This window comes from Methanothrix thermoacetophila PT (assembly GCF_000014945.1).
GTDB classification, from domain to species: Archaea; Halobacteriota; Methanosarcinia; order Methanotrichales; family Methanotrichaceae; genus Methanothrix_B; species Methanothrix_B thermoacetophila.
In genome coordinates this window covers 1,493,749-1,517,024 of record NC_008553.1, presented here as the reverse complement: position 1 = coordinate 1,517,024, position 23,276 = coordinate 1,493,749, and the positions used below count along the sequence as shown (strand labels likewise).

General features: G+C 55.1%; 17 protein-coding genes and 1 tRNA gene. 5 read left to right on the top strand and 13 right to left on the bottom strand.

Annotated elements, in window-relative coordinates; translation table 11 throughout:
• The first annotated feature begins 83 nt into the window (after positions 1-83).
• Positions 84-2,054 (top strand): acetate--CoA ligase, encoded by a 1,971-nt coding sequence (gene acs / locus MTHE_RS07375; protein ID WP_011696580.1) that lies wholly within the window; start codon positions 84-86, stop codon positions 2,052-2,054.
• On the opposite strand, the gene MTHE_RS07370 is transcribed toward acs, so the two are convergent.
• Both MTHE_RS07370 and MTHE_RS07365 read right to left on the bottom strand, forming a co-directional pair.
• The gene (locus tag MTHE_RS07370) at positions 2,051-2,482 is read right to left on the bottom strand and encodes a 23S rRNA (pseudouridine(1915)-N(3))-methyltransferase RlmH (RefSeq protein ID WP_232840844.1); all 432 of its coding nucleotides are present in this window, start codon (positions 2,480-2,482) and stop codon (positions 2,051-2,053) included. The genes acs and MTHE_RS07370 overlap by 4 nt on opposite strands.
• A 95-nt stretch (positions 2,483-2,577) precedes the next feature.
• A complete protein-coding gene (locus MTHE_RS07365) occupies positions 2,578-3,942 on the bottom strand; it encodes an NAD(P)/FAD-dependent oxidoreductase (protein ID WP_011696578.1) in 1,365 nt (454 codons plus the stop codon).
• 213 nt (positions 3,943-4,155) lie between these two features.
• Here MTHE_RS07365 and MTHE_RS07360 point away from each other — a divergent pair, with 213 nt between their 5' ends.
• Positions 4,156-4,851 carry a MarC family protein gene (locus tag MTHE_RS07360; RefSeq protein WP_011696577.1) on the top strand — a complete coding sequence of 232 codons (696 nt, stop codon included), beginning with the start codon at positions 4,156-4,158 and terminating at the stop codon, positions 4,849-4,851.
• A 219-nt stretch (positions 4,852-5,070) separates the two neighbouring features.
• Positions 5,071-5,718 carry an RNA 2'-phosphotransferase gene (locus MTHE_RS07355; RefSeq protein ID WP_011696576.1) on the top strand — a complete coding sequence of 216 codons (648 nt, stop codon included), beginning with the start codon at positions 5,071-5,073 and terminating at the stop codon, positions 5,716-5,718.
• Positions 5,719-5,799: 81 nt separating this feature from the next.
• Here MTHE_RS07355 and MTHE_RS07350 read toward each other — a convergent pair whose 3' ends face one another.
• The 6 genes from MTHE_RS07350 to MTHE_RS07325 form a co-directional block, all read right to left on the bottom strand.
• Positions 5,800-6,252: a hypothetical protein gene (locus MTHE_RS07350; protein WP_011696575.1), complete on the bottom strand. Its 453-nt coding sequence runs from the start codon at positions 6,250-6,252 to the stop codon at positions 5,800-5,802.
• A gap of 223 nt (positions 6,253-6,475) precedes the next feature.
• A complete protein-coding gene (locus MTHE_RS07345) occupies positions 6,476-7,846 on the bottom strand; it encodes an AIR synthase-related protein (protein ID WP_011696574.1) in 1,371 nt (456 codons plus the stop codon).
• Between the two features lie 287 nt (positions 7,847-8,133).
• Positions 8,134-8,217: transfer RNA gene (locus MTHE_RS07340), tRNA-Asn, on the bottom strand.
• 228 nt (positions 8,218-8,445) lie between these two features.
• On the bottom strand, positions 8,446-8,973 hold the full coding sequence (locus tag MTHE_RS07335; protein ID WP_011696573.1) for a hypothetical protein: 528 nt from the start codon (positions 8,971-8,973) through the stop codon (positions 8,446-8,448).
• 31 nt (positions 8,974-9,004) lie between these two features.
• Positions 9,005-10,402: a histone deacetylase family protein gene (locus MTHE_RS07330; protein WP_232840931.1), complete on the bottom strand. Its 1,398-nt coding sequence runs from the start codon at positions 10,400-10,402 to the stop codon at positions 9,005-9,007.
• A 28-nt stretch (positions 10,403-10,430) separates the two neighbouring features.
• Complete coding sequence (locus tag MTHE_RS07325; protein WP_011696571.1) at positions 10,431-12,113, bottom strand: hydantoinase/oxoprolinase family protein; 1,683 nt, start codon at positions 12,111-12,113, stop codon at positions 10,431-10,433.
• A 275-nt stretch (positions 12,114-12,388) separates the two neighbouring features.
• Between MTHE_RS07325 and MTHE_RS07320 the strand changes: the two genes are divergently transcribed.
• A complete protein-coding gene (locus MTHE_RS07320) occupies positions 12,389-13,483 on the top strand; it encodes a methionine adenosyltransferase (protein ID WP_011696570.1) in 1,095 nt (364 codons plus the stop codon).
• Positions 13,484-13,623: 140 nt separating this feature from the next.
• Here MTHE_RS07320 and MTHE_RS07315 read toward each other — a convergent pair whose 3' ends face one another.
• Genes MTHE_RS07315 through MTHE_RS07305 form a run of 3 tightly spaced genes read right to left on the bottom strand, consistent with a single transcriptional unit; the run spans position 13,624 to position 16,463 of the window.
• Complete coding sequence (locus MTHE_RS07315; RefSeq protein ID WP_175265908.1) at positions 13,624-14,283, bottom strand: TfuA-related McrA-glycine thioamidation protein; 660 nt, start codon at positions 14,281-14,283, stop codon at positions 13,624-13,626.
• Positions 14,240-15,451 (bottom strand): YcaO-related McrA-glycine thioamidation protein, encoded by a 1,212-nt coding sequence (locus tag MTHE_RS07310; protein WP_011696568.1) that lies wholly within the window; start codon positions 15,449-15,451, stop codon positions 14,240-14,242. The genes MTHE_RS07315 and MTHE_RS07310 overlap by 44 nt, the downstream gene beginning before the upstream one ends.
• Position 15,452: 1 nt before the next feature.
• Positions 15,453-16,463, bottom strand: a complete 1,011-nt coding sequence (locus MTHE_RS07305; protein ID WP_011696567.1) for a hypothetical protein — start codon at positions 16,461-16,463, stop codon at positions 15,453-15,455.
• Positions 16,464-17,007: 544 nt separating this feature from the next.
• On the opposite strand from MTHE_RS07305, the gene glgP reads away from it, so the two are divergent.
• Positions 17,008-19,161, top strand: a complete 2,154-nt coding sequence (glgP, locus tag MTHE_RS07300) for an alpha-glucan family phosphorylase (protein WP_011696566.1) — start codon at positions 17,008-17,010, stop codon at positions 19,159-19,161.
• 134 nt (positions 19,162-19,295) lie between these two features.
• Here the strand turns inward: glgP and MTHE_RS07295 are convergent, their stop codons facing one another.
• Both MTHE_RS07295 and MTHE_RS07290 read right to left on the bottom strand, forming a co-directional pair.
• Positions 19,296-20,246: an EF-Tu/IF-2/RF-3 family GTPase gene (locus MTHE_RS07295; protein WP_011696565.1), complete on the bottom strand. Its 951-nt coding sequence runs from the start codon at positions 20,244-20,246 to the stop codon at positions 19,296-19,298.
• A gap of 166 nt (positions 20,247-20,412) precedes the next feature.
• Positions 20,413-23,238 (bottom strand): DNA-directed DNA polymerase, encoded by a 2,826-nt coding sequence (locus MTHE_RS07290; RefSeq protein WP_011696564.1) that lies wholly within the window; start codon positions 23,236-23,238, stop codon positions 20,413-20,415.
• Positions 23,239-23,276 lie beyond the last annotated feature (38 nt).

Sequence of the window (23,276 nt, the reverse complement as noted above, 5' to 3'; positions counted from 1 at the left end):
AAAAATCGTGTTATTCCTAAATAAGCATGTAGCCTATTCCGCAATTGCCTGCTGAACGGAATAAACTCAGAAGGCGATCCGAAATGGTATATGAAAAAGCAGAGGTATCCTCTCAGGAGAACGTCTACAGGCCGGCAAGCGACCTGGTGGAGAACTCCAATGTGATGCAGTGGATGAAGAGAAAGGGATTCAGGAGTGAGAAAGAGCTGCGGGCCTGGTGTTCCGAGAACTACGTTGAGTTCTGGGACGAGATGGCAAAGACATATGCAGATTGGTTTGTGCCGTACGAGAAGGTCCTGGAGTGGAACCCACCGCATGCGAGATGGTTTGTCGGAGGAAAGTGTAACGTCGCGCACAACGCCCTCGACAGGCATGCAAGATCCTGGCGAAGAAACAAGGTCGCTTACTACTTCGTGGGTGAGCCGGTCGGAGATACCAGGGCCATTACATACTATCAGCTCTACAGAGATGTGAATAAGCTCGCAAATGGTCTGAAGAGTCTTGGCGTGAAGAAGGGCGACAGGGTTGGTATCTACCTGCCGATGATCCCCGAGCTGCCGGTGGCGATGCTGGCTTGTGCTAAGATCGGCGCGATACATGTCGTAGTCTTCTCCGGATTCAGCGCAGGCGCGCTCCGCGAGAGGATTAACGATGCTGGGGCCAGAGTCCTGATAACATGTGATGGATCATACAGAAGGGGCAAGCCTATCCCGATAAAGGCCCAAGCGGATGAGGCCCTTCAGGACGCGCCCTCTGTCGAACGCCAGATTGTTTACAGACGGACTGGCCAGAGCATCGAATGGAAGGACGGATTCGATATCTGGTGGCATGAGCTCGTGAAGAACCAGCCTGATGAGTGTGAGACGCTTCAGATGGACTCGGAGGATCCGCTCTTCATACTCTACACAGCTGGAGCTGGAGGAAAGCCGAGGGGTGTTGTCCATGCGCACGGCGGCTTCTGCGTCGGGCCTGCGTACACGACGAGCTGGGTTTTCGACATAAAGGATACTGATGTGTACTGGTCGACTGCTGACATAGGGTGGATCACAGGCCACACATACATAGTATACGGACCGCTCTGCCTCGGCGCGACGAGCGTTATGTACGAGGGCTCTCCGGATTACCCTGATTTCGGGAGATGGTTCCAGATCATAGAGGATTACGGTGTCTCTGTGATATACACAGCGCCCACCGCAATCAGGATGTTCATGAAGGAGGGCGAGGAGTGGCCTAGGAAGTACGACCTGAGAAGCGTCCGGCTCATGGGATCTGTGGGAGAGGCCATGAACCCCGATGCTTTCCTGTGGTGGAGAAAGCATGTCGGCAACGACTGGGCTCCCATAATGGACACATGGTTCCAGTCGGAGACAGGATGCCATGTGATAGCTCCACTGCCGATAACCCCGCTCAAGCCGGGCTCGCCTGCATTCCCGCTTCCCGGATACAACGTTGATCTCCTTGATGTGAACGGGAGAGCAGTTGGTCCTGGAGAGAGTGGGAACATCGTGCTCACAGCCCCATGGCCGACGATGCTCAGAGGTATATACGGAGAGCCGGAGAAGCTCAGGGAGATCTATTACGACTACTACTGGAGCATCAAACCTGGTATATACCTCAGCGGCGACAGGGCGAGGAGGGATGCTGACGGCTACTGGTGGATACTCGGAAGGATAGATGATGTTCTGAAGGTCGCAGGCCACAGGATAAGCAATGCAGAGGTCGAGAGCGCAGCGCTCTCACATCCGAATGTCGCGGATGCAGCTGTCATCGGCAGGCCGGACAAGGTCAAAGGAGAGAACATCATTCTCTTCGTTGTGCTTAAAGAGGGCATCAATCCAAGCGAGGAACTCAAGAAGGATATCAGGAACCATGTCAGGGCGACCATGGGACCGATAGCGATGCCCTCTGAGGTTTACTTCGTCTCCGCCATACCCAAGGACAGAACGGGAAAGCCTGTTAGGGCAGTGATCAAGGCGAAGGCACTTGGAGCAGCTCTCGGCGATACATCCTCTGTAATAAACAAAGATGCCATCGATGCCATACCCGCGATTTAGCGGTGGTATGGCTCATTTTTTATTATCTTGAACGCCCTGTAGAGCTGCTCCAGGAGCAGAATTCTCGCCATCTGATACGGAAACGTCATCTTTGAGAGCGAGAGCTGGAGATCAGAGCGATTCAGAACATCCTGAGATAGACCCTCTGGCCCGCCGATTATCCAGTTGATGCTGCCACATCCCTCAACGATTCTGTTCTGGAGCCACAACGCCAGCTCCTGTGAGCTCATGCTCTCACCATGCTCATCGAGAGCTACTGTCACTCCTCCGCACAGATGCGCGAGTATACCCCTTCCCTCTTTAATGGGATCCTCCTCGCGAACCTCCACAACATCGAGTCTGGTGTATGGAGAGAGGCGTCTCAGATAGTACGATGCTGCATCCTGCCAGAACCGCTCTCTGATCCGACCTACAGCGATTATCCTCATGTGCATGCTCTTCTCTGTCTGAGTGCGATCGCTCTCAGGCTCCCCAAACCGGCGCGGTCTGTGATATTGCGCCAGTTGGACAGGCTGACATTCAGCTACTCACCTCTGAGTATTCCGCGCGCTGCGAGCAGTCCGGTGGCAGCGGCCGCCACTATGCCTCTCGAGAGACCGGCGCCATCGCCTGCAGCGTAGAGTGATTGTATGCTGGTCTGCAGGTCTTTGTCGACGCTTATCTCACGAGCGTAGAATTTTATCTCCGGCGCGTAAAGCAGCGTGGAGTCAGCATTTACTCCTGGAATGATCTCATTCAGGATCTCAAGCCCCTCGATGACATCCATGACTATCCTGTGGGGCAGAGCCATCGATATGTCGCCCGGAGTCACATCCTTCAGGGTATTCCTGACAGGGTTCCTGGCGATCCGCTCCCCGGTCGATCTCCTCCCCCTGTGGAGATCTCCGAGCCGCTGGATCACGGGCCTCCTCCCGCCGATAGTTGTCACGAGCTTCGCTATCGATATTCCGTATGCTGTGGTGTTCTCTATCGGCTTCGTCAGCTCAAGCCTGACAAGAAATGCGAAGTTCGTGTTCTCAGATCGCTCCCCTGACATTGAGTGTCCGTTTGTTGCTATGAAATCCCTGTACTCCTCCTTGACCACAAACCCCCCAGGGTTTGTGCAGAATGTCCTTATGAAATCATCGTATCTGTGAGTTATGATGTGAAACTTCGGATCTCTGTTGATCCTCGTGACAGGATCCATGACTATCGATGGCACCTCCACACGCACCCCGACATCGAGAGGTCCATACCGTGCTTTAATGCCATATCTCTCGATCACCTCCCCGATCCACTCTGCGCCTATCCTGCCGGGCGCGAGGAGCGTGCTCTCAGCTCTTATCTCTCCTCCATCTGATAGCCTGACTCCCATGCACACATCTTTTTCTATTATGAGGTCTGCTGCCGAGCTGTTCAGCACGAACCTGACACCACGCCTTTTGAGGTCATTGCTAAATTCCCTTATTATCTCAGGCGTCCTATCGGATCCCATGTGGCGCTGCTTTATCGGTATAAATCTCGCACCGACTGATGCAGCCCTCCGGCTCAGCTCCTCCACATCATTCTGCGTGGGCTCCTGAGTCTCAAGGGGGGCGCCATATCTCAGAAATACCGAGTCCACCTCATCCACAAGAGCCCATGGATCATCCGTAAGGCGCGTGAGATCTCCGCCTATTGCCGGATGGAGATTGAGTATGCCATCTGAGTATGTGCCAGCGCCGCCCATCCCGCACATTATATGACAGGGTTCGCAGTGAAGACAGTGCCCCCACTTCTTCATGGGGCAGTTCCTCTCAGAGATGTCCCTGCCCTTGTCGACAACCACCACGCTCTTCCCGTGGACGGATAGCTCAAGAGCCGCGAAGAGTCCTGCAGGCCCGGCACCGACCACGACTACATCCTGCATACGTTAATATAACGCATCAATGGTATTTTAACCCGCGGAAATGTGGGATCTGAGTATCACCGCATCGACGATAGGCTGAGGCCCCCACAAAGAGGGGATGGCTGCAGCGCCTATGCAGCTGGGGATCACAGCATACCACTGTTGCATGATTGCAAGATTGCGTTTCTTTGCAGCATGTGGGGCTCCGTCGCCATGCACCCCCATTAAGATTATGTGTCATGCACTCATAATCTGGAGGCGAGGTACATCGGGGGTTCCTATCTGGATCTGGCCATATATCTTCAGTACTTCGTATATGTGTTCACCTCGCTGTTCATAATAGTGAGCCCCATCGAGGCGACGATGGTCTTCGTCTCTCTGACGCAAGATGCCAGCCCTGCTGAGAGGGACAGGATATGCGTCCGCACAACGCTTGTGGCGTTCTCCATAGCAATGGTCTTTGCTCTTGCAGGCGATATGATTCTGAGATTCTTTGGAATAACTGTCGACTCACTTCGGGTTGCAGGTGGTATACTGCTCTTCCTTGTGGCCATAGACATGCTCCGCGCAAAACCTCACAAGAAGGTCACACAGGCCGAGATAGAGGATGCAACCACCAGGGAGGACATCTCGATATTTCCGCTGGCCATACCGCTGCTCACTGGCCCTGGAACGATAACCACGGTGATAGTGCATATGGGTGCGAGTAATACACTTCCGGAGAAGATGATTGTGCTTCTGGCGATATGTCTCACCTTTGGTGCAACTTATGCGATACTCAAATCCGCAGAGCACATCCACGATATACTTGGTGTCACGGGCATCATGGTATTCACGCGGATACTTGGGCTGATCCTGGGTGCGATAGCAGTCGATTTTGTCAGCGTGGGCGCCTGGAATATCTACATATCGATGGCTTCGGGCGCATGAGCTGTCCGACATTAGGAACAATCCCGCGCGGGAGATATCCGGGCAGGTGCATCTCACTCTCGGATGCCAATAAATCGGATTCATTAGATCTTCAAGAGGATGGTACGTCATATCGTCTCTGCAGACCGATAAATCTATACATCATCTCCCTCAAGATGATGGTGTCGGCCTGTTATTCAGGTCGCAGAGTGTACCCTGGCGTGGAGGTCCGGTTAATCAATGGATTCAGAGCAGGCGATAAGGAGATGCCCGCAGCATGGATTTTTCAGAGGGAATGTATGCAGCTGCGGGAGCAGGGGGAAGCTGGTTCTCGATGGTGTGAGGACCGAGAAGCTCGGGAGACTGCTTGCAGGAGCGTTGCGACACTTCCCTGACGACCTCGGGCTGGCGATGAGCCCGCAGGGGTGGGTGGAGATACCGGTGCTTGTGGATGCCATCCGGACCAGATATAGATGGGCAAACGAGAATCTCGTAATGGCGCTCGTAAGATCAGATCCAAAGGGGAGGTATGAGATAAACGGCACGCGAATAAGGGCCAGATACGGCCATTCTGTCGGTGTGGATCTCGACTACCCGGAGAACGAGCTGCCAACACTCTACTACGGGACCGCAGAGGAGGAGGCAGAGCGGCTGCTGGAGGTCGGCCTGAAGTCAGCCACACAGAGGTATGTACACCTCAGCACCACTCCGGATAAGGCATGGGAGGTCGGCACATTCAGGACGAGCAACCCGAAGATAATCGTGGTTGACGCGGCAGGAGCTCAGCGTGAAGGGGTGAGAATGATGAAGGTGAACGAGAGCATGGTCATCTCCGATCCGATACCCCCGAGATTTCTGAGCATGATGCCGGCTAAGGCTCAGAGGTAGACACAAAAATTATGGATGCATTACGGATGCATGTAAGATGTGGCCGGCCCATACAAATACCGGTCTGCCGGGCCTCCTGGGTTATATTTCCCTGACCTCCTCCATTCCACGCTCCTCGTCGATGGACTTCACGAGCTTGCCGAGGAGCAGCGCGAAGAGGCCTGACAGGCCGCCTGCTATTGCAGCCTCCACCTTTTTATCTCTGGTCTTTCTTCCCATCAGCAGGCTTGTGAGAAAGACGATCGCCATGGAGACTAGATACTCAGGGGCATCTCTCATCAGATGCCCCACAGGATCGTCAGAGGCGTTCACGATGTCCCTGTGGAATAGCCAGTGATCATCAAACTCATGAACGTGCGCCCCTGACGGTCCTCTGAACTGCCTGATCGCTCCGGGGAGCATCTCTCCCATCAGCGTCTCGTTGAAGCACACAGGTAACTCAGGGCAGCACTCCTTCGGCAGCGCATACTTCCTGTGGTACGGCATCCTTTCTATCCAGTTGCAGATGTGCCTGCAGTGATGCTCACAGTCCATATGTCAATATACGCGATGATGTATTAAATCCCATCGCGTGCCCCCCTGACTCGGAGTTTCCTGCGTCTTCATCGCACCAGGAGAGCTGTGTACTCATATCGTCCACAGCAAATGACCTCACCGAATTCATTAGATAATGCGTGGTGCTTAACGTGCTGCTGCGATCACTGCTCTTCAGCACTCGGCGGAATCAGATCCTCCGCAACCTGTGCGTTACAGAAAATCAGGCTGCTCGGCCCGATTGCCTCGATCTGATCATCTCCACGAACCGCTTTTTCTTCTCGATCGCGCGCTCTGCAGCCGCATCCACGAGCGCGCGCATCTCCTCGAAGTCCCTCGTCGCCTCCTCGCCGACAAACTTCTTTATGGGGGTGTACGCTGACTCCCTGAACCTCGGCGAGAAGTCTTTAATCCCCTCTTTCGTATGGAGCTCCACGCCAGAGCCCCGCTCGACTCTGCCGATGATATCAGCAGCGACACCCGCTTTTTCTATGACACCCAGTATCACATCGGCCTCTCTCTCCGGGGCGATTATGAGGAGAGCGTCTATCGATACCCCGAGATAGTCGATCTCAAGCCTCTCAAGCATCTCCAGAACTCTATGGTTGACCAGAGATCTCATCCGCTCCTCGAAGAAGACCATCTTAACTCCTGCAGTGTGGGAGATCTCCTTTGCATCCCCGCGTATACCGCCGTTTGTCACATCGGTCATCGCATGTATCTCAGGGCCCTCATCGATCAGCGCGCCAGCTGCCTCCAGGAACTTTATGTTCAACGTCTCCTCCACAACGTCATGCATCCCGTAGTAGAGAGCAGCAGCGCAGATCGTCCCTCCACCAGCACCCTCTGTCATGATTATGACGTCCCCAGGAGCTGCATCCTTTCTTGGAGTGATTCTCTCTGCGATGCCAACCGCGCCCACACAGCCCGTGAGCCTGTCGCCTATGACCATGTCCCCTCCAATCCTGAGCGTGCTGCCAGTGATCAGCGGGACGTTCACAAGCTCTCCGACAGTGGCGATTCCGGCTATGTGGTCGAGCACCTTTGCGACATCGCCATCGTCTGCGAGGTGTATATCTGAGAATAGCGCGACAGGCCTCGCGCCCATTACCAGGATATCGCGCAACGCTGCCCTCGTCACATGGAATCCGGCGAGAAACGGATAGTCGCTAAGCCTGGAGTGCATTCCATCAACAGTGACAATAAGATACTTGTCGCCTGCCTTCACCACGCCCGAATCATCCAGCTGTGAGGAGTCCACAACTGCACCTGTCCTTCCTATGACCTCTGCAATCTTCGTGTGCATGTAGAAGTCACCCAGGCCGCGCGAGCCGACCCCGAACTCGCCCATGCTCACGCCGGAGTTGTGCAGCTCGAAGACATCCCCTCTGGGGTTGAGCGTTGCTCTGGCCTCCTGGAGCACGGCTCCTGCCAGTGCCACAGCCCTCTCCCTGCTCATGCCCTTGATCTCGACGATGTGATCTGCGAGCTTATTCCTGATATTCGGGTCGTTTCTCCTCAGCCCAAGCTTGGCATAGCCCTCAAGATCCATACGATGGGCGCGGGCCACGACCCCGCGCCCGCTCACCTCCATTCCGGCTCCGGCGGCATATCATAAGTAACTACCTGATGGCCGCCATTGCGCGCAGGGAGGTCCTGACAAAAGCTTATTGCACACATCAGACAAACCTGTATAGGATCGAAAGCCGGACAGTGTCGCATCCGGAGCAATCTTCACCTGCGTGACGACCGACAGACAAACCTGTGCGGGATCGAAAGCCGGACAGTGTCCCCGATATGCACGCCAATTTGAGGGTAAATGAGAGAAATCACCCATGAAGAAATCAGAGCCATAATGAACTCAGAATAAAGTGGCAATAGCGCCGCCAACAGGGCTCGAACCTGTGACATTCTGGTATCTGCCGGATTAACAGCCAGACACTCTACCAACTGAGTTATGGCGGCCCGCTCATTTCGATATCCACATCATCCATTTAAGCTTTTTGGATGACAGATGTTAAAAATATGAAACCTGTGAGGCGCGAAAAATTGTAGAGCAGATGACCAGAGTCACCTCCAATCTCTACGATTCGGGCAAAGTACGCGCACTTCAAGAGATGCCTTGTCGGCTCATAGTGAAATTCACTCCACTGAAGCGAAACTTATGGGACCTGCAACTTTACATCAGTCAGTTCACCAGTACAGCTCAGCTCTACTTATGCAGATCTGCCTGAGCTGATCGAGCGCTCCCCGCACTGGCAGCGCGCGCAAGATCTCTTTTATGTACAGGGCTTTTGCGCGCATCAGCCCGGATGCATCGAGCCTGCCCAGCTCTGAGAGAAGAGCATCTGTCGCCATTCGAGCTGAGCTGATGGAACTCTGTATGTTCTCCTCCGCGATACCATCTGGATCTGAGAACTTCACTGCAGCCCCCAGATTCATGATGGCATCTGAGAGCTGCACAAATCTTGAGCTATCACTGTTGCATATGCCTCCGTGCGTTTCTGCATAACCACACTCTGAGCATCGCTCATCTGCGTACTCCACGCAGAAGGGACACATCTCCGGCCTGAGGGGGAGGTAGGCGAGCTCCAGTAGCGCGAGCGCCCTGGCCAGCCTGGTTGTCTCATCAGAGCATCTCGACAGGCTCTGCTCGACCTCCGCCAGAACCTTCAGGAACTCCTCTGCCCTCGCCCTGATCGCGCCCCTCACCTTGAGCACGGATTCATTTGATATCCGGGCTGCGGCCCTCTCACAGAACGATCTCGTTTCTGGTTCTGGTGCAGTACGCCCTGAATTTATCAGATGGCCTGTCCTGGAGGTACACATAGTCATATTTCATCTCGGATTTGTGCTCCTCATACTCCTCCCGCGCATCCTCGATGCAGCTCCTGCATGCGAAGAGCGGTACGGAGACGCAGAAGGCTGTGTTAAGCCGGCCGTATCCCCTGGCAGCCTGTGTGGAGATCGTGAGGTAGCCAGGGCAATCCGTGCACATCCTCAACGTCTCCTCCTGACCCTCGGTTATCATGTCTGTATCGTAGAATATCCTCTTCCTCCGGGAATAAAACCTGCCGTGCTCCTGCCTCGCCTTGGCCACGAGATCGTCCCTGCTCTCCCAGATTGTGAGGAGATGGTTCACAGTTGCCTCTATCGATCTCCTCATATCAGACGTCAGGACAAACCTGTCCGGAACATAGTCCGGCTCTTTCACGTTTGAGTAATCGAGTCCTGCCATCGCCTGGATGATTCCGGTGTTGACGTAGGGCAGTGCGCTCTCAATGGCGTAGCCGCCCTCGAGCACCGCCATATCCGGGGCGAGCACCTCGTTCAGCTTGGCATAGCCCTGAGCTGTGAACCTCATGTTGGCTAGAGGATCTGTGTAGTGGTTGTCCTGGCCTGCTGAGTTGAAGACGAGCTGCGGATCGAACTCATCCAGCACAGGGAGTACAAGATTCTCCAGCACGTACAGTATCCCCTCATCTGTCGTACCAGGAGGCAGCGGCACGTTCAGTGTTCGTCCCAAAGCGAGCGGCCCGCCCATCTCGTTGGTGAATCCCGAGCCGGGGTAGAGCGTCCTGCCATCCTGATGGAAGCTTATGAAGAGCACATCCGGATCGTGCCAGAATATGTCCTGCGTGCCGTCTCCATGATGCACATCTGTGTCGACTATGGCGATGCGCCTCACGCCGTACTTCCTGCGTATGTACTCGACCATTATGGCCTCGTTGTTGATGTTGCAGAAGCCTCTGTTCCCATGGACCACCCTCATCGAGTGGTGGCCGGGAGGGCGCACGAGAGCGAAGCCATTTCTTATCTCTCCATTCATCAGAGCATCTGCGAGGACCAGAGTGCTGCCTGCTGCTATCAGGTGCGCCTCGGTCACCTGCGACTGGACATCTGGAACGCAGAAGTGGACCCTGGCAACATCCTTCAGCTCCGCCAGGCGTGGCCTGTACTCGACGATCTCCGGGAAGTCCATAAGTCCCTCTTCAAAGATCTGGTCTCTTGTGTAGAGAAGCCTCTCCTCCCTTTCCGGATGGGTGGGGGATATGGCCCAGTCGAATGCCGGGAAGAATATCAGGCCGGTCTTTCTCACAGAAGAGGTCCTGGCAGGCCTCACGGGAGGTTCGACACTCCTCTCAGTCATTTCTGCAGCCTCTCCTTTCTTATGAACATCAGCTGCCATGATCTCTCCTCCATGATGTGATGATTCCTGCTGGGATCTCCATCCTGACATCGATAAGCTTCCCAACAGTCGACCAACCCCTGACCATATTGAAGATCTCACTGTCCACCACCTCGGCCTCGTCAGCATACTCGTGGATTCCGAAGCGCTCGGCCCTCTCCCTCAGGAGCCGTCTCGCCATCTCCTGCGCTCCCTCGAGGCTGAGGTTCCTCCCCTTCGCCTCGCCGAGCGTGCCATCCTCCTCGACCGTGTACATGCCCCTCTCGGTATCTATCCTGAGGCTCAAAGTCATCGTGGGCCTGGCGACCGCGGCGCCTATAGCGTTTGCCACGGGTGCGTGCTCCGGGATGATGGCATTCGCATTGAGCCTCTTCGCGACCAGCGGCACCAGCGGCGGCGAAGCTCCACCAACCCCGACGACATTCTGCGGTCTGGCCTTCGTCCTCTGAAGCAGCTCCCAGATCCTGTACGCTGGCTCCTGCTCCCACTCGAGAAACATCATGTTCACGGTATCAACTATCCTCTCCACAACAGTATCAACTATCATTCTGGCCGCATCCTCGGTGCTGCATCTGAGGATCTTCGCTATTATGCCAATGCCCTTCCTAGCAAGGGCCACGTCCCCAAGGTTCGTGTGACCGAGAACCATGAGAGCATCGGTTGGCGTCGGCTCCGGCCCGCCGAGCGCGAATGCAGGCCCTGCTCGATCCGGACCCACAGTGATCTTTCCATCAGACACTCTGACGACGCTGTCCCCGCCGATCCCTATGGAGCGCACAGCGAAAGCTCTTACATGCGTCAGCATGTCCTCTATCTTCGCGCCCTTCGATGAGAGTAGGGGTTTTCCGGAGAGAATCAGAGCGAGATCTGTTGTTGTTCCTCCTATATCCACTACAACTGATGTCTGCCCCTTGGGGGTCAGGGCCATCACTCCCATGACGCTTGCAGCCGGTCCCGAGAATATCGTCTCAACAGGCTTATCCAGAGATTTGTCAAGCGGGAGCGTTCCGCCATCCGCTTTAAGAATGTATATCGGAGCTCTTATTCCGCGATCCCGCATGGCGCGCTCTGCCTGCTCCGCGAACCGCCTGTAGTGGTCGCGGGTCGCGAGGGTCAGCATTGTCGTGGCAGCCCTCCGCGGGAAGTTCAGCTGGCCTGAGACCCTGTGTCCCATCTCGACCTCGATCGCGGGAGCGACCTTCGAGAATATCTCCCTGACGTGCGTCTCATGCTCATGATTCCTCTGGCAGAACTTTCCCACGACTGCGACTTTTCTGTACCCCTGGTCGGCGAGGCTCTGCGCAGCCGCTCTTATCTGATCGTCCCTGAGTGGCGCGATCTCTCTTCCCCTGTAGTCGATCGCACCATCCAGTATCACAGGCTCTGTCCTGAACCTGTAGTCCCGTGGATTGACTCCGGGACCGGGTATCAGAACCAGGCCGACCTTATCCGCCTTTCCTTCCGCGATGAGGTTTGTGATCAGCGTGGTGCTGAGCACCACCCTCTCGATCCTCTCAACGTCAACACCCTCGATGAGCCTGTCCATTGTTCTGAGCAGGCTGCCGAGGATCTCCTGATGGTCTGTCGGGCCGATGGCGGTCTTAACAACTTTATTGCCGTCCACCAGCGCCGCGTTGGTTGTTGTTCCACCGACGTCTATTCCTACAAACATCGTATCGCCTTTTTCCAAGGCCCGCTAACGCGTTTGAGGTATATCGGCCTTTTGGTGAGTGCCCCATACAGTTAGCGTTAAGTGGCGACGCAGATCAACATCCTCAAAGCGGTTTGATGCGCCCGCCAATATCACATACTTGAGACCCATTCTGTTCACTCTAGAACATAGCGAGCTCGTGGGTGGCAGGGAAACACCATCTGCAGCAGGACGCCCGTAGCTCGACCCTGGAGCGACCAGCAACTATATTGAACTCCAGAGAGCACGAACCATTGATGTTGGATACACTCATCACATTCCGAAACTTTGAGCTTCCTCGATTTGAGGTTGTGGAGAGAAAGTGCACAGGGCATCCGGATACACTTGCAGATGGGATCTCAGAGTCGATATCCAGGGAGCTCTGCAGGATCTACATGGAGGAGTTCGGGGAGATCATGCACCACAACGTGGACAAGGTCCTCATCATAGGTGGAAGGGCAGAGCCCCAGTTCGGAGGCGGCCGGATACTTGAGCCGCCTGCCATCGTGGTCGGCGGCCGGGCAACCTCTGTGAGATCCTCCATGAGTGATGTCGTAAGAGAGGCTGCGTCCTCGTATCTGAGAAAAGCTGTAAGACACCTGAACGAGTTTGTGGTGGAGCCCAGAACACGGGAGGGGGCTCCAGAGCTGAGGAGCCTCATCGGTAGAGGCGCCAATGATACATCCATCGGATCCGGGTTCGCGCCCCTCCGACCGCTCGAATCGATGGTCCTGGAGATCGACCGCATGTTAGAGGGAATGAAGGGGGTTGGAGAGGACAGAAAGATCATGGCTGTCAGGTTTGATGACCGAGTGAAGGTGGTTGTGGCCGCAGCCGCCATCTCGAGGTACATGTTCTCCATGGACGATTACATCGAGATGAAATCCCGCATAAGGGAGACGATACAGAGCGCTTGCGATGTGGAGGTCGATGTCAATGCTGCAGATCATGATTCCAACATCTTCCTCACGGTGACAGGAACGTCCGCTGAGATGGGGGATGATGGCGCCACAGGCAGGGGCAACCGCGCGAACGGACTGATCACTCCGATGAGACCCATGACCATGGAGGCGGTCGCGGGCAAGAACCCCGTGAACCACGTCGGCAAGATATACAATGTGATAGCTCAGCGCGCAGCCGAGGATATATCAAAACTTGATGGTGTCCAGGAGGCATATGTAACGCTGGTGAGTAGAATCGGCTCTCCTCTCGATCAGCCGCTCATGAAGGCATTGAGCATCGCAGGCTCAGAAAGTGCAGGATACGAGGCAGAGTCGATACTGGAGGACTGGTTGGGAAGAGCAGAAAGTCTTGTAGATGAGTTCGTATCCGGCAGGATCAGGATATTCTGACTGTGGTCATGATGCAGCTCTAACGCAGCGATAACGAAGGGCGGGCTGGTGCATTATCTCAGGGAAGCGCTCATGACGCAGGTTCATTGGTGCGGATGGAAATGGCGCATGCAATGCTTACAGTGACCTGAGTGCTGGATTCACTGGAGCTGCAGCTCCCTGGCAACCTCCGCAGCCCTCCTGAGCGCCCTTATGGCGTCCTCCCTCTTGAGATCCGCTCGTCTGCTCTCAAGAAATCTCCTGAACTGGAGAAGCTTCTCCTCAGGGACCCTGCCGGCTGCATCCTTCATCAGATTCTCGTAGCTCCTGGACGGGAAGTACCTGGATCTAGCAATATCCAGCAGATCCGCAGCGGTCTGCTTATCGATCCATCCTTCACTCACGGCAAGCCTGAGGTTGTGGCGTATGTTGACGAGCGGCTCTGAAAGGGGCGCTAGCGTGACGGGATCGAAGACCAGAGCGACCTCATCATCAGCGACTATCTCCCCGCTCCTGTATGCCCTGTAGATCTCGCCGACGCCCTCCATCCCGTAGACATCCATCTCAGCTGCCCTCAGAGCACCCATGCTGGAGGCGCCGATGACCCTCACACCCATCCGCAGCGCCTCGAGGATCTCCTTGTGCGCCACGGATGAGTCCTGGAAGAAGACGCCATCTATCAGGCATATCAGGTCCGCGCCATCTCTTGCAGCGGCGAGAACGTCGCCGCGCCTTGCTGGCGGCCGATAATCTGCATCGAGTATGGAGCGCGCCTCATCATGAGGCATGCTTGGGCCCAGAAACACGACGATTCTTGGCATCCCTGCACCGCTTGCCGACCCTCTCCGGATCCACAGCCGATATCTCCAGCCCGGGCACTATCACCCTGACCACTGGCACCATTATCTCAGAAGCCGTGAGGTCCACAACTATCGCCCTCTCAAATCCTGCGGTCTGAAGCCGATCGAGCATGTATCTTATGTCATCAAGAAAATCATCGGTATTGTAAGAGTTTAAGGAGCTGAAATCCTCCTCGCGTTCGTACTCAAACCAGTGCCTGTTCAGGCGCTTCAGCCTGTCATAACCCATCATGCGCCTGAATTCGGCGCTCACAGTATCCTCCCGGGCGCCGTGTATCTGCGTGAGACGGCTCTGTGCGACCTCTGTGAGCGCTCTCAGCAGCGCCACCTCCGGATCGGTATGCGTTCCCATTCCAGCTGTCAGAAGCGCGGGATCCTTCAACTTCACATCATCCGAGACCGCGGCGAATGTTGGAACACCCACATCGCTCGTTATGTCCCTCACGTAAACCTGGACCTCTGCGCGCTGGAACATTTCAAGAAGCTCCCCTGCAAGGCCATCGCCGTTGTATCGGAGCAGCGGCCCCATACTCCTGGCGTGCTCTGCTATCGACCACGCATCCCTCTCAACGACCTCTGCGAGCCCATGGAAGATCGCCTCCTCCAGCTGGTTCCCAGATGCGAGACCTGTGGTGTTTGTCCTGAACAGACGCGTGTAGCTCGAGGGCAGCGGATGGAATACAGCATTCGCCGGAACCAGGATCTCCTCATCCCCCATGAGATCATATCCTGTCACCCACGGAATCACCGCATCTGGATCGGCATCTCTCGGCAGTATGAGCTCCGCCGGATTCAGCGCGTTCTCCCTGAGCTCGGAGAACCTGGCAGTTCTGAGATCGGCATTCCGAACCTCGGCAGAGTACCTCTCGATGCCCTCCATTATGGCGGAGACCTTCGCCTCGGTTGGAGTCGCGCCCTTTCCATTGTAAACAGATATCGCACCCTTCTCCGCTGTTGGTCTTATGGAAGTGAAGACCGGTATGCCTATCCGGTCGAGGTTGGTTATGTCCGCGACTCTTGTTATTCCAGCTGCAGGCATCTTCTTTTCTACTATCTCGAGCGTCTCCTCCGGAGGCAGAGCACGATGTGTGTCCTTCTTGTACCTCTTCAGGCAGGATCTAAGTCGCAACTCACCATCTCCTGGCAGATGAAGGCTTCAGGATCCTCTCAGCGTCACCCTTTAGAAGCATGTTGGTCAGTGCGCTCAGGGAGCAGAGGGTGCCGCGCCCCTCGATTTCCTCTCCCGCGAGCCTTGCAACTATGTAGCCCTCAGCCGAGACCTCGATCTCCGCGCCGATCTCTGTGAGCCTCTGGAGTATGATGTTCCCCGTGGCGCCCATGGACTTGTCCATCCAGCAGTGCTTGAACGGGCAGAGGTTGCAGTAGAGCTTGAACTGCTCCGCGCTCGCCTGCGGCACAAGCCCTGCGACGATCTCGGCCTTGACAGTGGCGTATGCCATGCAGCATCCTAGAACTCTGTTGGCCAGAACCTCATCTCCCCTCGCAAGGGTGACACGGACGTGGCCGTGCTCTATCTCATACCGGTTCTCAAGGCCGAGATCCAGCTTCTTCTTCCCTGTGTTCTGCTTCCCCTCAAGCGTTTTTTTAACGTAATCTGCGATCTCCGGCGTGATCGCGGCGGCGATCGTGACCGCGCATGTCGGACAGTAAGATGAAGGGGATGATGCAATCACATCTCCCTTCGAGTCGAAGAAGGTCGCCACAACGCCCAGCCCCTCTCGCCTGATCAGGGTCCTCCCGCCCATCTCCTTTACCATGTTCAGCGCGATGACTGCTGGGGTCACGACCCTGCCGTAGCCGAAGAGCGCTGCAACCTTATCCACAATATCCTGGGAGCTCGTTCCATCTCTTCTGAGACGATCCTCAAGATCATCTGGCACTATGCCTGCATCCAGCTCCGCTGCGAGAACTGCGGGAGACCAGACGATTCCAAAACCCTCTCCGATCACCTCTCCTTTATCGTCTGTTATCCTTGCGAGTATTCCTGATGGACGCTCGTATGCCAGGATCGATCCCCCTGTGGCGCAAACCTCCTCAGCAATTGCGTGGCAGGTGCCGCATACGCCCTCCCTGGGGTTGATCCTCCTCGCAACACGCTCCACAAGCTCGTCCCTGTACATACATCAAAAATCAGTACAATGCCCCTATTAACTTTATGGGATTGTCTGATGTGACTGCCAACCAAAACAGAAGACTCATCTGTCATCTGCTGATCGTGGGATTGAATAGCTGAACACACTTTCGGAGATCAGATTAATGCCATAAGCGCGCATGTGCCTGAACCAAGCCGCTGTTCGGATAAGAGCGAGGACGTTCTGTTATGCGCAACCCTTTTATTCTCTAATCATGAGCCAGCATATCTGTCATTTAAGATGGACCCGCAATTGAGCCCATGCGGCCGGCGAGTCCGAATAAGAGGTTGGAGCCAGGAATATGAGCCATACCGCTCTTGTTTGTCATAAGCACACTATCCTTATTTGGACAGGTCCATGCGGCCTATCACCATGGTGAAGAAGGGCATTGCAGGTTATTCAAATGGAACAGACTGATACCCCCGAGAATGGGCAATGTGCTTGAGGATAATGATGCCGGGGGGAAGTGGAAAAAGTAGGCCGCCCTGCATGGCAAGGGAGTCAGAGTCGGCGTTTGATGGGTGGGAGCGAAATGATAGACAGATTTCCAGACATACCGGCGAGGATTGAAGGGCTGAGGGAGCTGGCGTGCAACCTCTGGTGGTCGTGGCACCATCCTGCCAGAGATTTATTCAACATGCTCAATCCTGCCGCATGGCAGCTCAGCGTTCATAACCCCGTGAAGCTGCTCCACGAGATAGACAGATCTGTGCTGGAGAGGGCAGCTGAGAACGATCATTTCCTGAGACACTACGACGCGGTCATCTCCAGGTTCAGGTCCGAGATGAGGGGAAAAGGTGGGTGGTTCCCATCACACATCAGGAACCCGATGAATGTGCCAATTGCATACTTTTCAGCAGAGTATGGCCTCCATCACTCGATGCCGTTCTACGCCGGCGGCCTGGGATTCCTGGCGGGTGATTACCTCAAGGAGTGCAGCGATCTCAGGCTTCCGGTTATCGGTGTGGGCTTCATGTATCCCGGCGGGTATCTCAGGCAGAGATTATCTCCAGATGGCTGGCAGCTTAGCGAGAGCGAGATCCTGGACAAGAGTCACGCGCCGATATCTCAGGTGCTCGACGAAAACGGCAAACCGCTTCTCGTAAGGGTTCCTGTGATAGAGCCGCCGATATATGTGGGTGTGTGGAAGCTCAGGATAGGCAGGATCCCACTGTATCTTCTGGATACAGACATCGAGGCAAACGACCCCTGGAACCGGGGGATATCATCACGCCTTTACATTGGAGATGCTGAGCAGAGGCTGAGGCAGGAGATAGTGCTGGGCATAGGGGGTATGAGCGTACTCGAGAGCATGGGAATAAATAATCTGGTGCTGCATCTCAATGAGGGCCACCCGGCATTCGCGGTCCTGGAGAGACTCAGGTACCTCATAGGAAATGGCATGAGCTGCAGGGAAGCCATCGATTATGTCAGGAGAACGACCGTGTTCACCACACACACCCCAGTTCCAGCGGGCCATGATATATTCCCATTCCATCTCATGGAGAAGTACTTCAACTCATATCTGCCCACGATTGGACTAACTCGCGATCAGTTCTTCAGGCTGGGCATAGATCCAGCGAACCCACAGGTTGGGTTCAACATGACCGCATTCGCGATGCGGATGTCACTGTACAGGAACTGTGTCAGCAGGAGGCATCTCGAGGTCACCGAGTCGATGTGGCGTCACCTGTTATCAGAGCTCAAATCGAATGGTACTGTCATCGACCACGTCACCAACGGGGTACACGTACTCACGTGGCTCGATCGCAGCATGGAGGATCTGTTCAACAGGTATCTAGGGCTTGGATGGCTGGAGGAGCACGACGACCCCTCGATATGGGCGCTTGTGGACGACATACCTGACAGAGAGCTCTGGATGGCACACCGAATGGCAAAAATGAGATTGATAACAACGATAAGAGAGCGCGCCAGGCTCAGGTGGTCCATGGACGGCGCAGATCCCAGGATAATAGTCGCGTCTGGTGTGCTTTTTGATCCATCTGTCTTCACAATAGGCTTCGCGCGGAGGTTCGCTACATACAAAAGAGCCACGCTGATACTCCAGGATCTGAACCGCCTCAGGAGCATTCTCAACAACGAGGACATGCCGGTCCAGATAATATTCGCAGGCAAGGCGCATCCTGCAGACGATACGGCCAAGCAGATAATTCAGAAGGTCTACAACGTGGCAAAGGATCCGAGCTTTGGGGGAAGGATCGCGTTCGTAGAGGATTATGATGAGCAGCTCGCCCAGTATATGGTCCATGGTGTTGACCTGTGGCTGAACACGCCGCAGCCGCCGCTCGAGGCATCCGGCACCAGCGGGATGAAGGCGATGGTCAATGGCGTGCCACAGCTCAGCATCCTTGACGGCTGGTGGCTAGAGGGGTACAACGGCAGAAACGGCTGGGCATTCGAGGGCGCCGAGGGAGCGGATCGGGATGTGAGGGACGCACACAGCCTCTACGAGCTTCTGGAGAACGACATCGTGCCTCTCTTCTACAGAGTGGAGAACAACGATGGAGTGCCGCATGGCTGGGTAAGGGTAATGAAGGAGGCGATAAAGAGCACCGCACCGAGGTTCTCCTCGAGGAGGATGGTGAAGGAGTATACAAACAAATTCTACGTGAATGCCCTGGATGCGGCCAACAGCTTCAGCATGAGCATGACCCAGGAGAGCTGACAGTTTCTGCAGGATTGCGAGGAAGGATGTTCCGGTCCTTCAGGCCTCAGTTTGGTCACACCATGCCTGGGTTACGGATTGAGAGCTGCAGGGCGCAAACTCCAATCCTCAGAGTCACTTTCTGAAGACTGCACTCACGGTAACGAGATCGTCCCGACTATCCTCAGCTTTCCTCCCTCTGGGTATGTCATGAGCGCCCTGTCTCCCGGGAGATGGACGAGAGGCCTGTCCAGCGAGAGATTGAGATCAGGGCTTCGCGGATCGCCTGAGGAAGATTCGATTCTCGCAGGGAGATACTGCATCCAGTGTCCCAGATGAAGTACCATCCCTTCCCTCAGCGGTGACTGCCAGTACCTCACGATCTCTGCTCTCGATCTGAGACTGGTGGAGGTTTTTACAGCATCATTCGTGGTTAGAACAGTTCCACGATCTAGCTCAGAGACCTCTATGCCCTTCAGCGCAAGACCCGCGCGCTCCCCCGCGCTCGCGCTCTCGAAATCCTCGTCGTGCTTCTGGATGGAGCGTATCTGAGCATTCTTATCGCCAGGCAGAACCCTGAGAAGATCGTGCTTTCTGATAGTCCCCTCTGCAACATTTCCCAGGACGACAGTCCCGACGCCCCGAACATTGAAGAAATGATCCACGGGGAGCGTTCCTGAGACATCTTCCTCGTGTACCACAGCATCTGCATCTTCAAGAAGACTCTCGCGTATCTCTATGGGATTGTCATCGATCACAGTATATCTCTCGACAGCAGTTGATCTGACAAGAGGCGCGATCTCCTCCTCTGTTATGTAGTTTTTCAGAACGATGTAACCATCGCGAATGCCCATGCAGTCCAGGGCGAGAACCGCCTCCCCGAAGAGCTGGTCTATCTTCTCCACGATGAGGATGGCGCTGCGAGCCATGGACAGAACGTAGAAGAGCGGCGCCAGTCGCTCCGGATACCTGGTGGGCTCGACGAAGGTCACGGTCGTCCCACCTCTCTTGAGGTTGTAAAACGTTATATCGCTGGCTGTGCCCCTCTTGCCCAGATCCTTCGAGAACTCTGCTTTACCGAGCACCGCCACATTGAGGTTTGGCATGAGCTGAATGAAATCCAGACCGGAGTTATAGGTATTGCGGTTGCATTCAGTTGCTCTGCCCATGGGCAATTGATATGACCGACATATTTGAGGGATATTTGAGATATGCTGGTAAAGTTTCTCAAAACCGACCAGCAACGCATGGATGCCAGCTATGTTTGCAATTCTAGAAATCCAGCAGGGTTCGCTGCCTCTGAGCCTTCTGATCGAAATGGAGAAGGTTCTTCTGAGATCTGCACTGGAGAAGGCTCTCTCTGTCCACATCAAACGGCATGAAGAGCCTGAGGACAGGCGGAAGAAGCTGCTTCTCAATATAGTATTCTGTATCTATTGGAAGGTTGTTCTCCACCGCATACTCCGGATCCTCAGCCCTGTCGACGAAGAGCGTCTTTTTGCCTCCCTTGACTATTATGAACGGGACCCGGTCTCCCACCCCGGGGACCCTTCCGCCGCGCCTTCTCATCTTCTCGACTAGCTGGATGTGTGGCTGCTTGTTCCTGTATGAGGATGGATCCTTTGTGAATCGCCTTGTGAGCACAAGATCATCAAGGAGCTCTCTGTCCCGCCTGATGTCCATATCCCTTAGCCGCTGGATCACGTCCCTCACGTGCTGAACTGCATCATCCACCCTGCCTTCCTTCAGAATCAGCTCCAGGCATCTCCTCAGGGTCTTTGATGTGAGGTCGCACCAGTCCCGCCGCACGGTCTCCATGCCCCTGACCTTTATCCTGTCCCTCCATATGATCCCACTTCCTTCGGATGGGGTCTTCGAAGATCCCTCGACTCCGTCGAGAGGTTTCGACTGCGTCGAAACTCTTTCGAAGAGCCAAAGGGCATACCTTTTCTTCGCCAGGAATATCGCGCGCCTGGCAAACGCCTCGAATACGAGCTCCATCGGCTTAGGGAGCTTCGATGTGATCGTCTCAGCGATCTTTCTTCCTATCAGCTCCGCATCCTCGGGGGTGATGCTGTAACCTGATGATATCCTCACGAAGACGCTGTCTGTATCACCGTAGACAACAGAGAGGTCGTAGCGTCTTCCGGCGGAATTAAGTTCAATTGTGTCGGGGGGTTTCGGATTGGAGGAGACGGAAGTCTCCTCGGGAAGCAGAGCTTTCCCGTCAACAATGTAGACTGAGCCGATCTCCTCGATCATCTCCTTTGTCCTCAGTATGTTGTGTCTCCCGAAGCTTGTGACAGCGTTCGCCAGAGTCAGACTGTACAGCCTCGCCCTTGCGTATCCGGAGTACCCGTAGAAGCTGTTCAGCAGGATCTTGAGCGCGTACTGCTTTGCATCGAGAAATGCGCGCTCGTCCTCTCCTGCGCTCTTCATGAGCATCTTCGTCTCCGTCCTCTTCTCCAGCAGCTCCCTCAGTATCTCCGGCACGATCCCCTTGCAGACAGAGGGAGATGCGAAATACCCGCCGGATGGCGATTTAACAACCTCTGGAGGTCTTTCCTTTGTGACCACCGTTGAGTAGCAGAGGTTGTGGGCCATCATTATCGTGGGGTAGAGCGATTTGTAGTCCAAGATGACCACATTCTCCACAAGGCCCTTCACCGGGGGGAGCACCGCACCACCCTTAAGCTCATCTGCATCCGTGAACCGCTCACCCGACTCCTCCGAGTCTGGCTTCGGCGGGAGGACTCTCTTATGCGATCGGAACCTTCTGAGAATGAGATTTTCCACCATGCCGCTCTGGCCGCCGTTGACTATGTCCTGGAGCAGCGATCCGCTCACCCTCGCCAGCGCTATGTATTTATCCATCAGCCTCAGGCGGAGGAGGAGCTGCATCACAAGCACAGCATCCCGCCTCGAGTAGCGTATTAGATCGGCCAGCCCATCTCCCCCAAGCCAGATCGATTCCATCCTGGCAGGGTCCATATCTCGCTTCTCCTCCCCGATCAGCTCCATGGCAGCATTTCTCAGAGTGTACTGCTTCAGGCTGAATGAGGACCTGATGATCGGAAGCAGGTCAACAACAACCCGGCCTGTCACAGCGACGTTTTTGTTGCTGCCCATGCTCCTGATGAGCCACGTGCTTCCGTCACGACCCACATTCATCTCGATGCCGAGCCTGGATGCACGCTCTCTTAGATATGGAATGTCGAACTCGTTCGAGTTGTAGCCCGCGATTATGTCGGGATCGTAATCATCGATCACGGACACAAATCTGGAGATAAGGGCTCTCTCGTCTGCACACCCCTCAACATCCGGCCTATCACATTCGAGTTCTCTCCCCACGAGAACGAGATCGCTCATCCCGTGGTAAGGGGGATGAAACGCCATACTTATCAGTATCACAGGGGAGCTCTCCGGCCTCGGCATCTCCCCATTCTGTGGGAGACATTCGATATCGAAGGACATGAACCTGAGGGGCGCAGTGCTCTCCAGATCCTCCGGCGCCAGCTTCTCCACAGGCACATCAACGATAAACCGGCGCCTTTCGCGCATCTCGCATCCTTCGAGCACCCTCGACTCCTTCGCTGAGGTCGAATCTCTCTCAACCTCTCTGTAATTTGCGAGCCCATACCACGAAAGGCCATCCCTCGACTCCTTCGCTGAGGTCGAATCTCTCTCAACATCCAGGACTTTAACCCACGCCATGCCGCCGAGACCTGTATCAATGAGAAACCTGTTCTTGAACAGGATGTCGGTCTCGTAGACTGCCCTCACAGAGGGAATCTCTCTCACCCTGTCCCTTATCTCCCTGACAGACTTCGGGTCCTTCGCGATTATCCTCAGCATCTTTATTGGCTTCGACTGGTACCCGATGGGCTCGTATCGCTCGACGATCTCCACATCGAGGTCCATGGATTCGACAGCTTCCGCTGCACTGGTGATATCATGAGCGCTTGCGTAAAAATACGGCCTGAATCCCGAGACGCGACAGATGATGCTATCCCCATTATCTCTGATGCCAAACAGCTGTACCACAGGATAGCCGCTCATGTCGTAGACGTAATTTGCATCCAGGATCTGAAAGTGCATCGTATAGGAGATACACCAGATCAATTATAAAGTGTTCT

Coding starts and splice junctions, on each gene's coding strand:
- MTHE_RS07350 (WP_011696575.1), bottom strand. CDS start 6,252: ATGGACTGTGAGCATCACTGCAGGCACATCTGCAACTGGATAGAAAGG.
- MTHE_RS07345 (WP_011696574.1), bottom strand. CDS start 7,846: ATGGAGGTGAGCGGGCGCGGGGTCGTGGCCCGCGCCCATCGTATGGAT.
- MTHE_RS07325 (WP_011696571.1), bottom strand. CDS start 12,113: ATGTTTGTAGGAATAGACGTCGGTGGAACAACAACCAACGCGGCGCTG.
- MTHE_RS07315 (WP_175265908.1), bottom strand. CDS start 14,283: ATGCCAAGAATCGTCGTGTTTCTGGGCCCAAGCATGCCTCATGATGAG.
- MTHE_RS07295 (WP_011696565.1), bottom strand. CDS start 20,246: ATGCCAAACCTCAATGTGGCGGTGCTCGGTAAAGCAGAGTTCTCGAAG.
- acs (WP_011696580.1), top strand. CDS start 84: ATGGTATATGAAAAAGCAGAGGTATCCTCTCAGGAGAACGTCTACAGG.
- MTHE_RS07290 (WP_011696564.1), bottom strand. CDS start 23,238: ATGCACTTTCAGATCCTGGATGCAAATTACGTCTACGACATGAGCGGC.
- glgP (WP_011696566.1), top strand. CDS start 17,008: ATGATAGACAGATTTCCAGACATACCGGCGAGGATTGAAGGGCTGAGG.
- MTHE_RS07330 (WP_232840931.1), bottom strand. CDS start 10,402: ATGACTGAGAGGAGTGTCGAACCTCCCGTGAGGCCTGCCAGGACCTCT.
- MTHE_RS07370 (WP_232840844.1), bottom strand. CDS start 2,482: ATGAGGATAATCGCTGTAGGTCGGATCAGAGAGCGGTTCTGGCAGGAT.
- MTHE_RS07305 (WP_011696567.1), bottom strand. CDS start 16,463: ATGTACAGGGACGAGCTTGTGGAGCGTGTTGCGAGGAGGATCAACCCC.
- MTHE_RS07355 (WP_011696576.1), top strand. CDS start 5,071: ATGGATTCAGAGCAGGCGATAAGGAGATGCCCGCAGCATGGATTTTTC.
- MTHE_RS07320 (WP_011696570.1), top strand. CDS start 12,389: ATGTTGGATACACTCATCACATTCCGAAACTTTGAGCTTCCTCGATTT.
- MTHE_RS07365 (WP_011696578.1), bottom strand. CDS start 3,942: ATGCAGGATGTAGTCGTGGTCGGTGCCGGGCCTGCAGGACTCTTCGCG.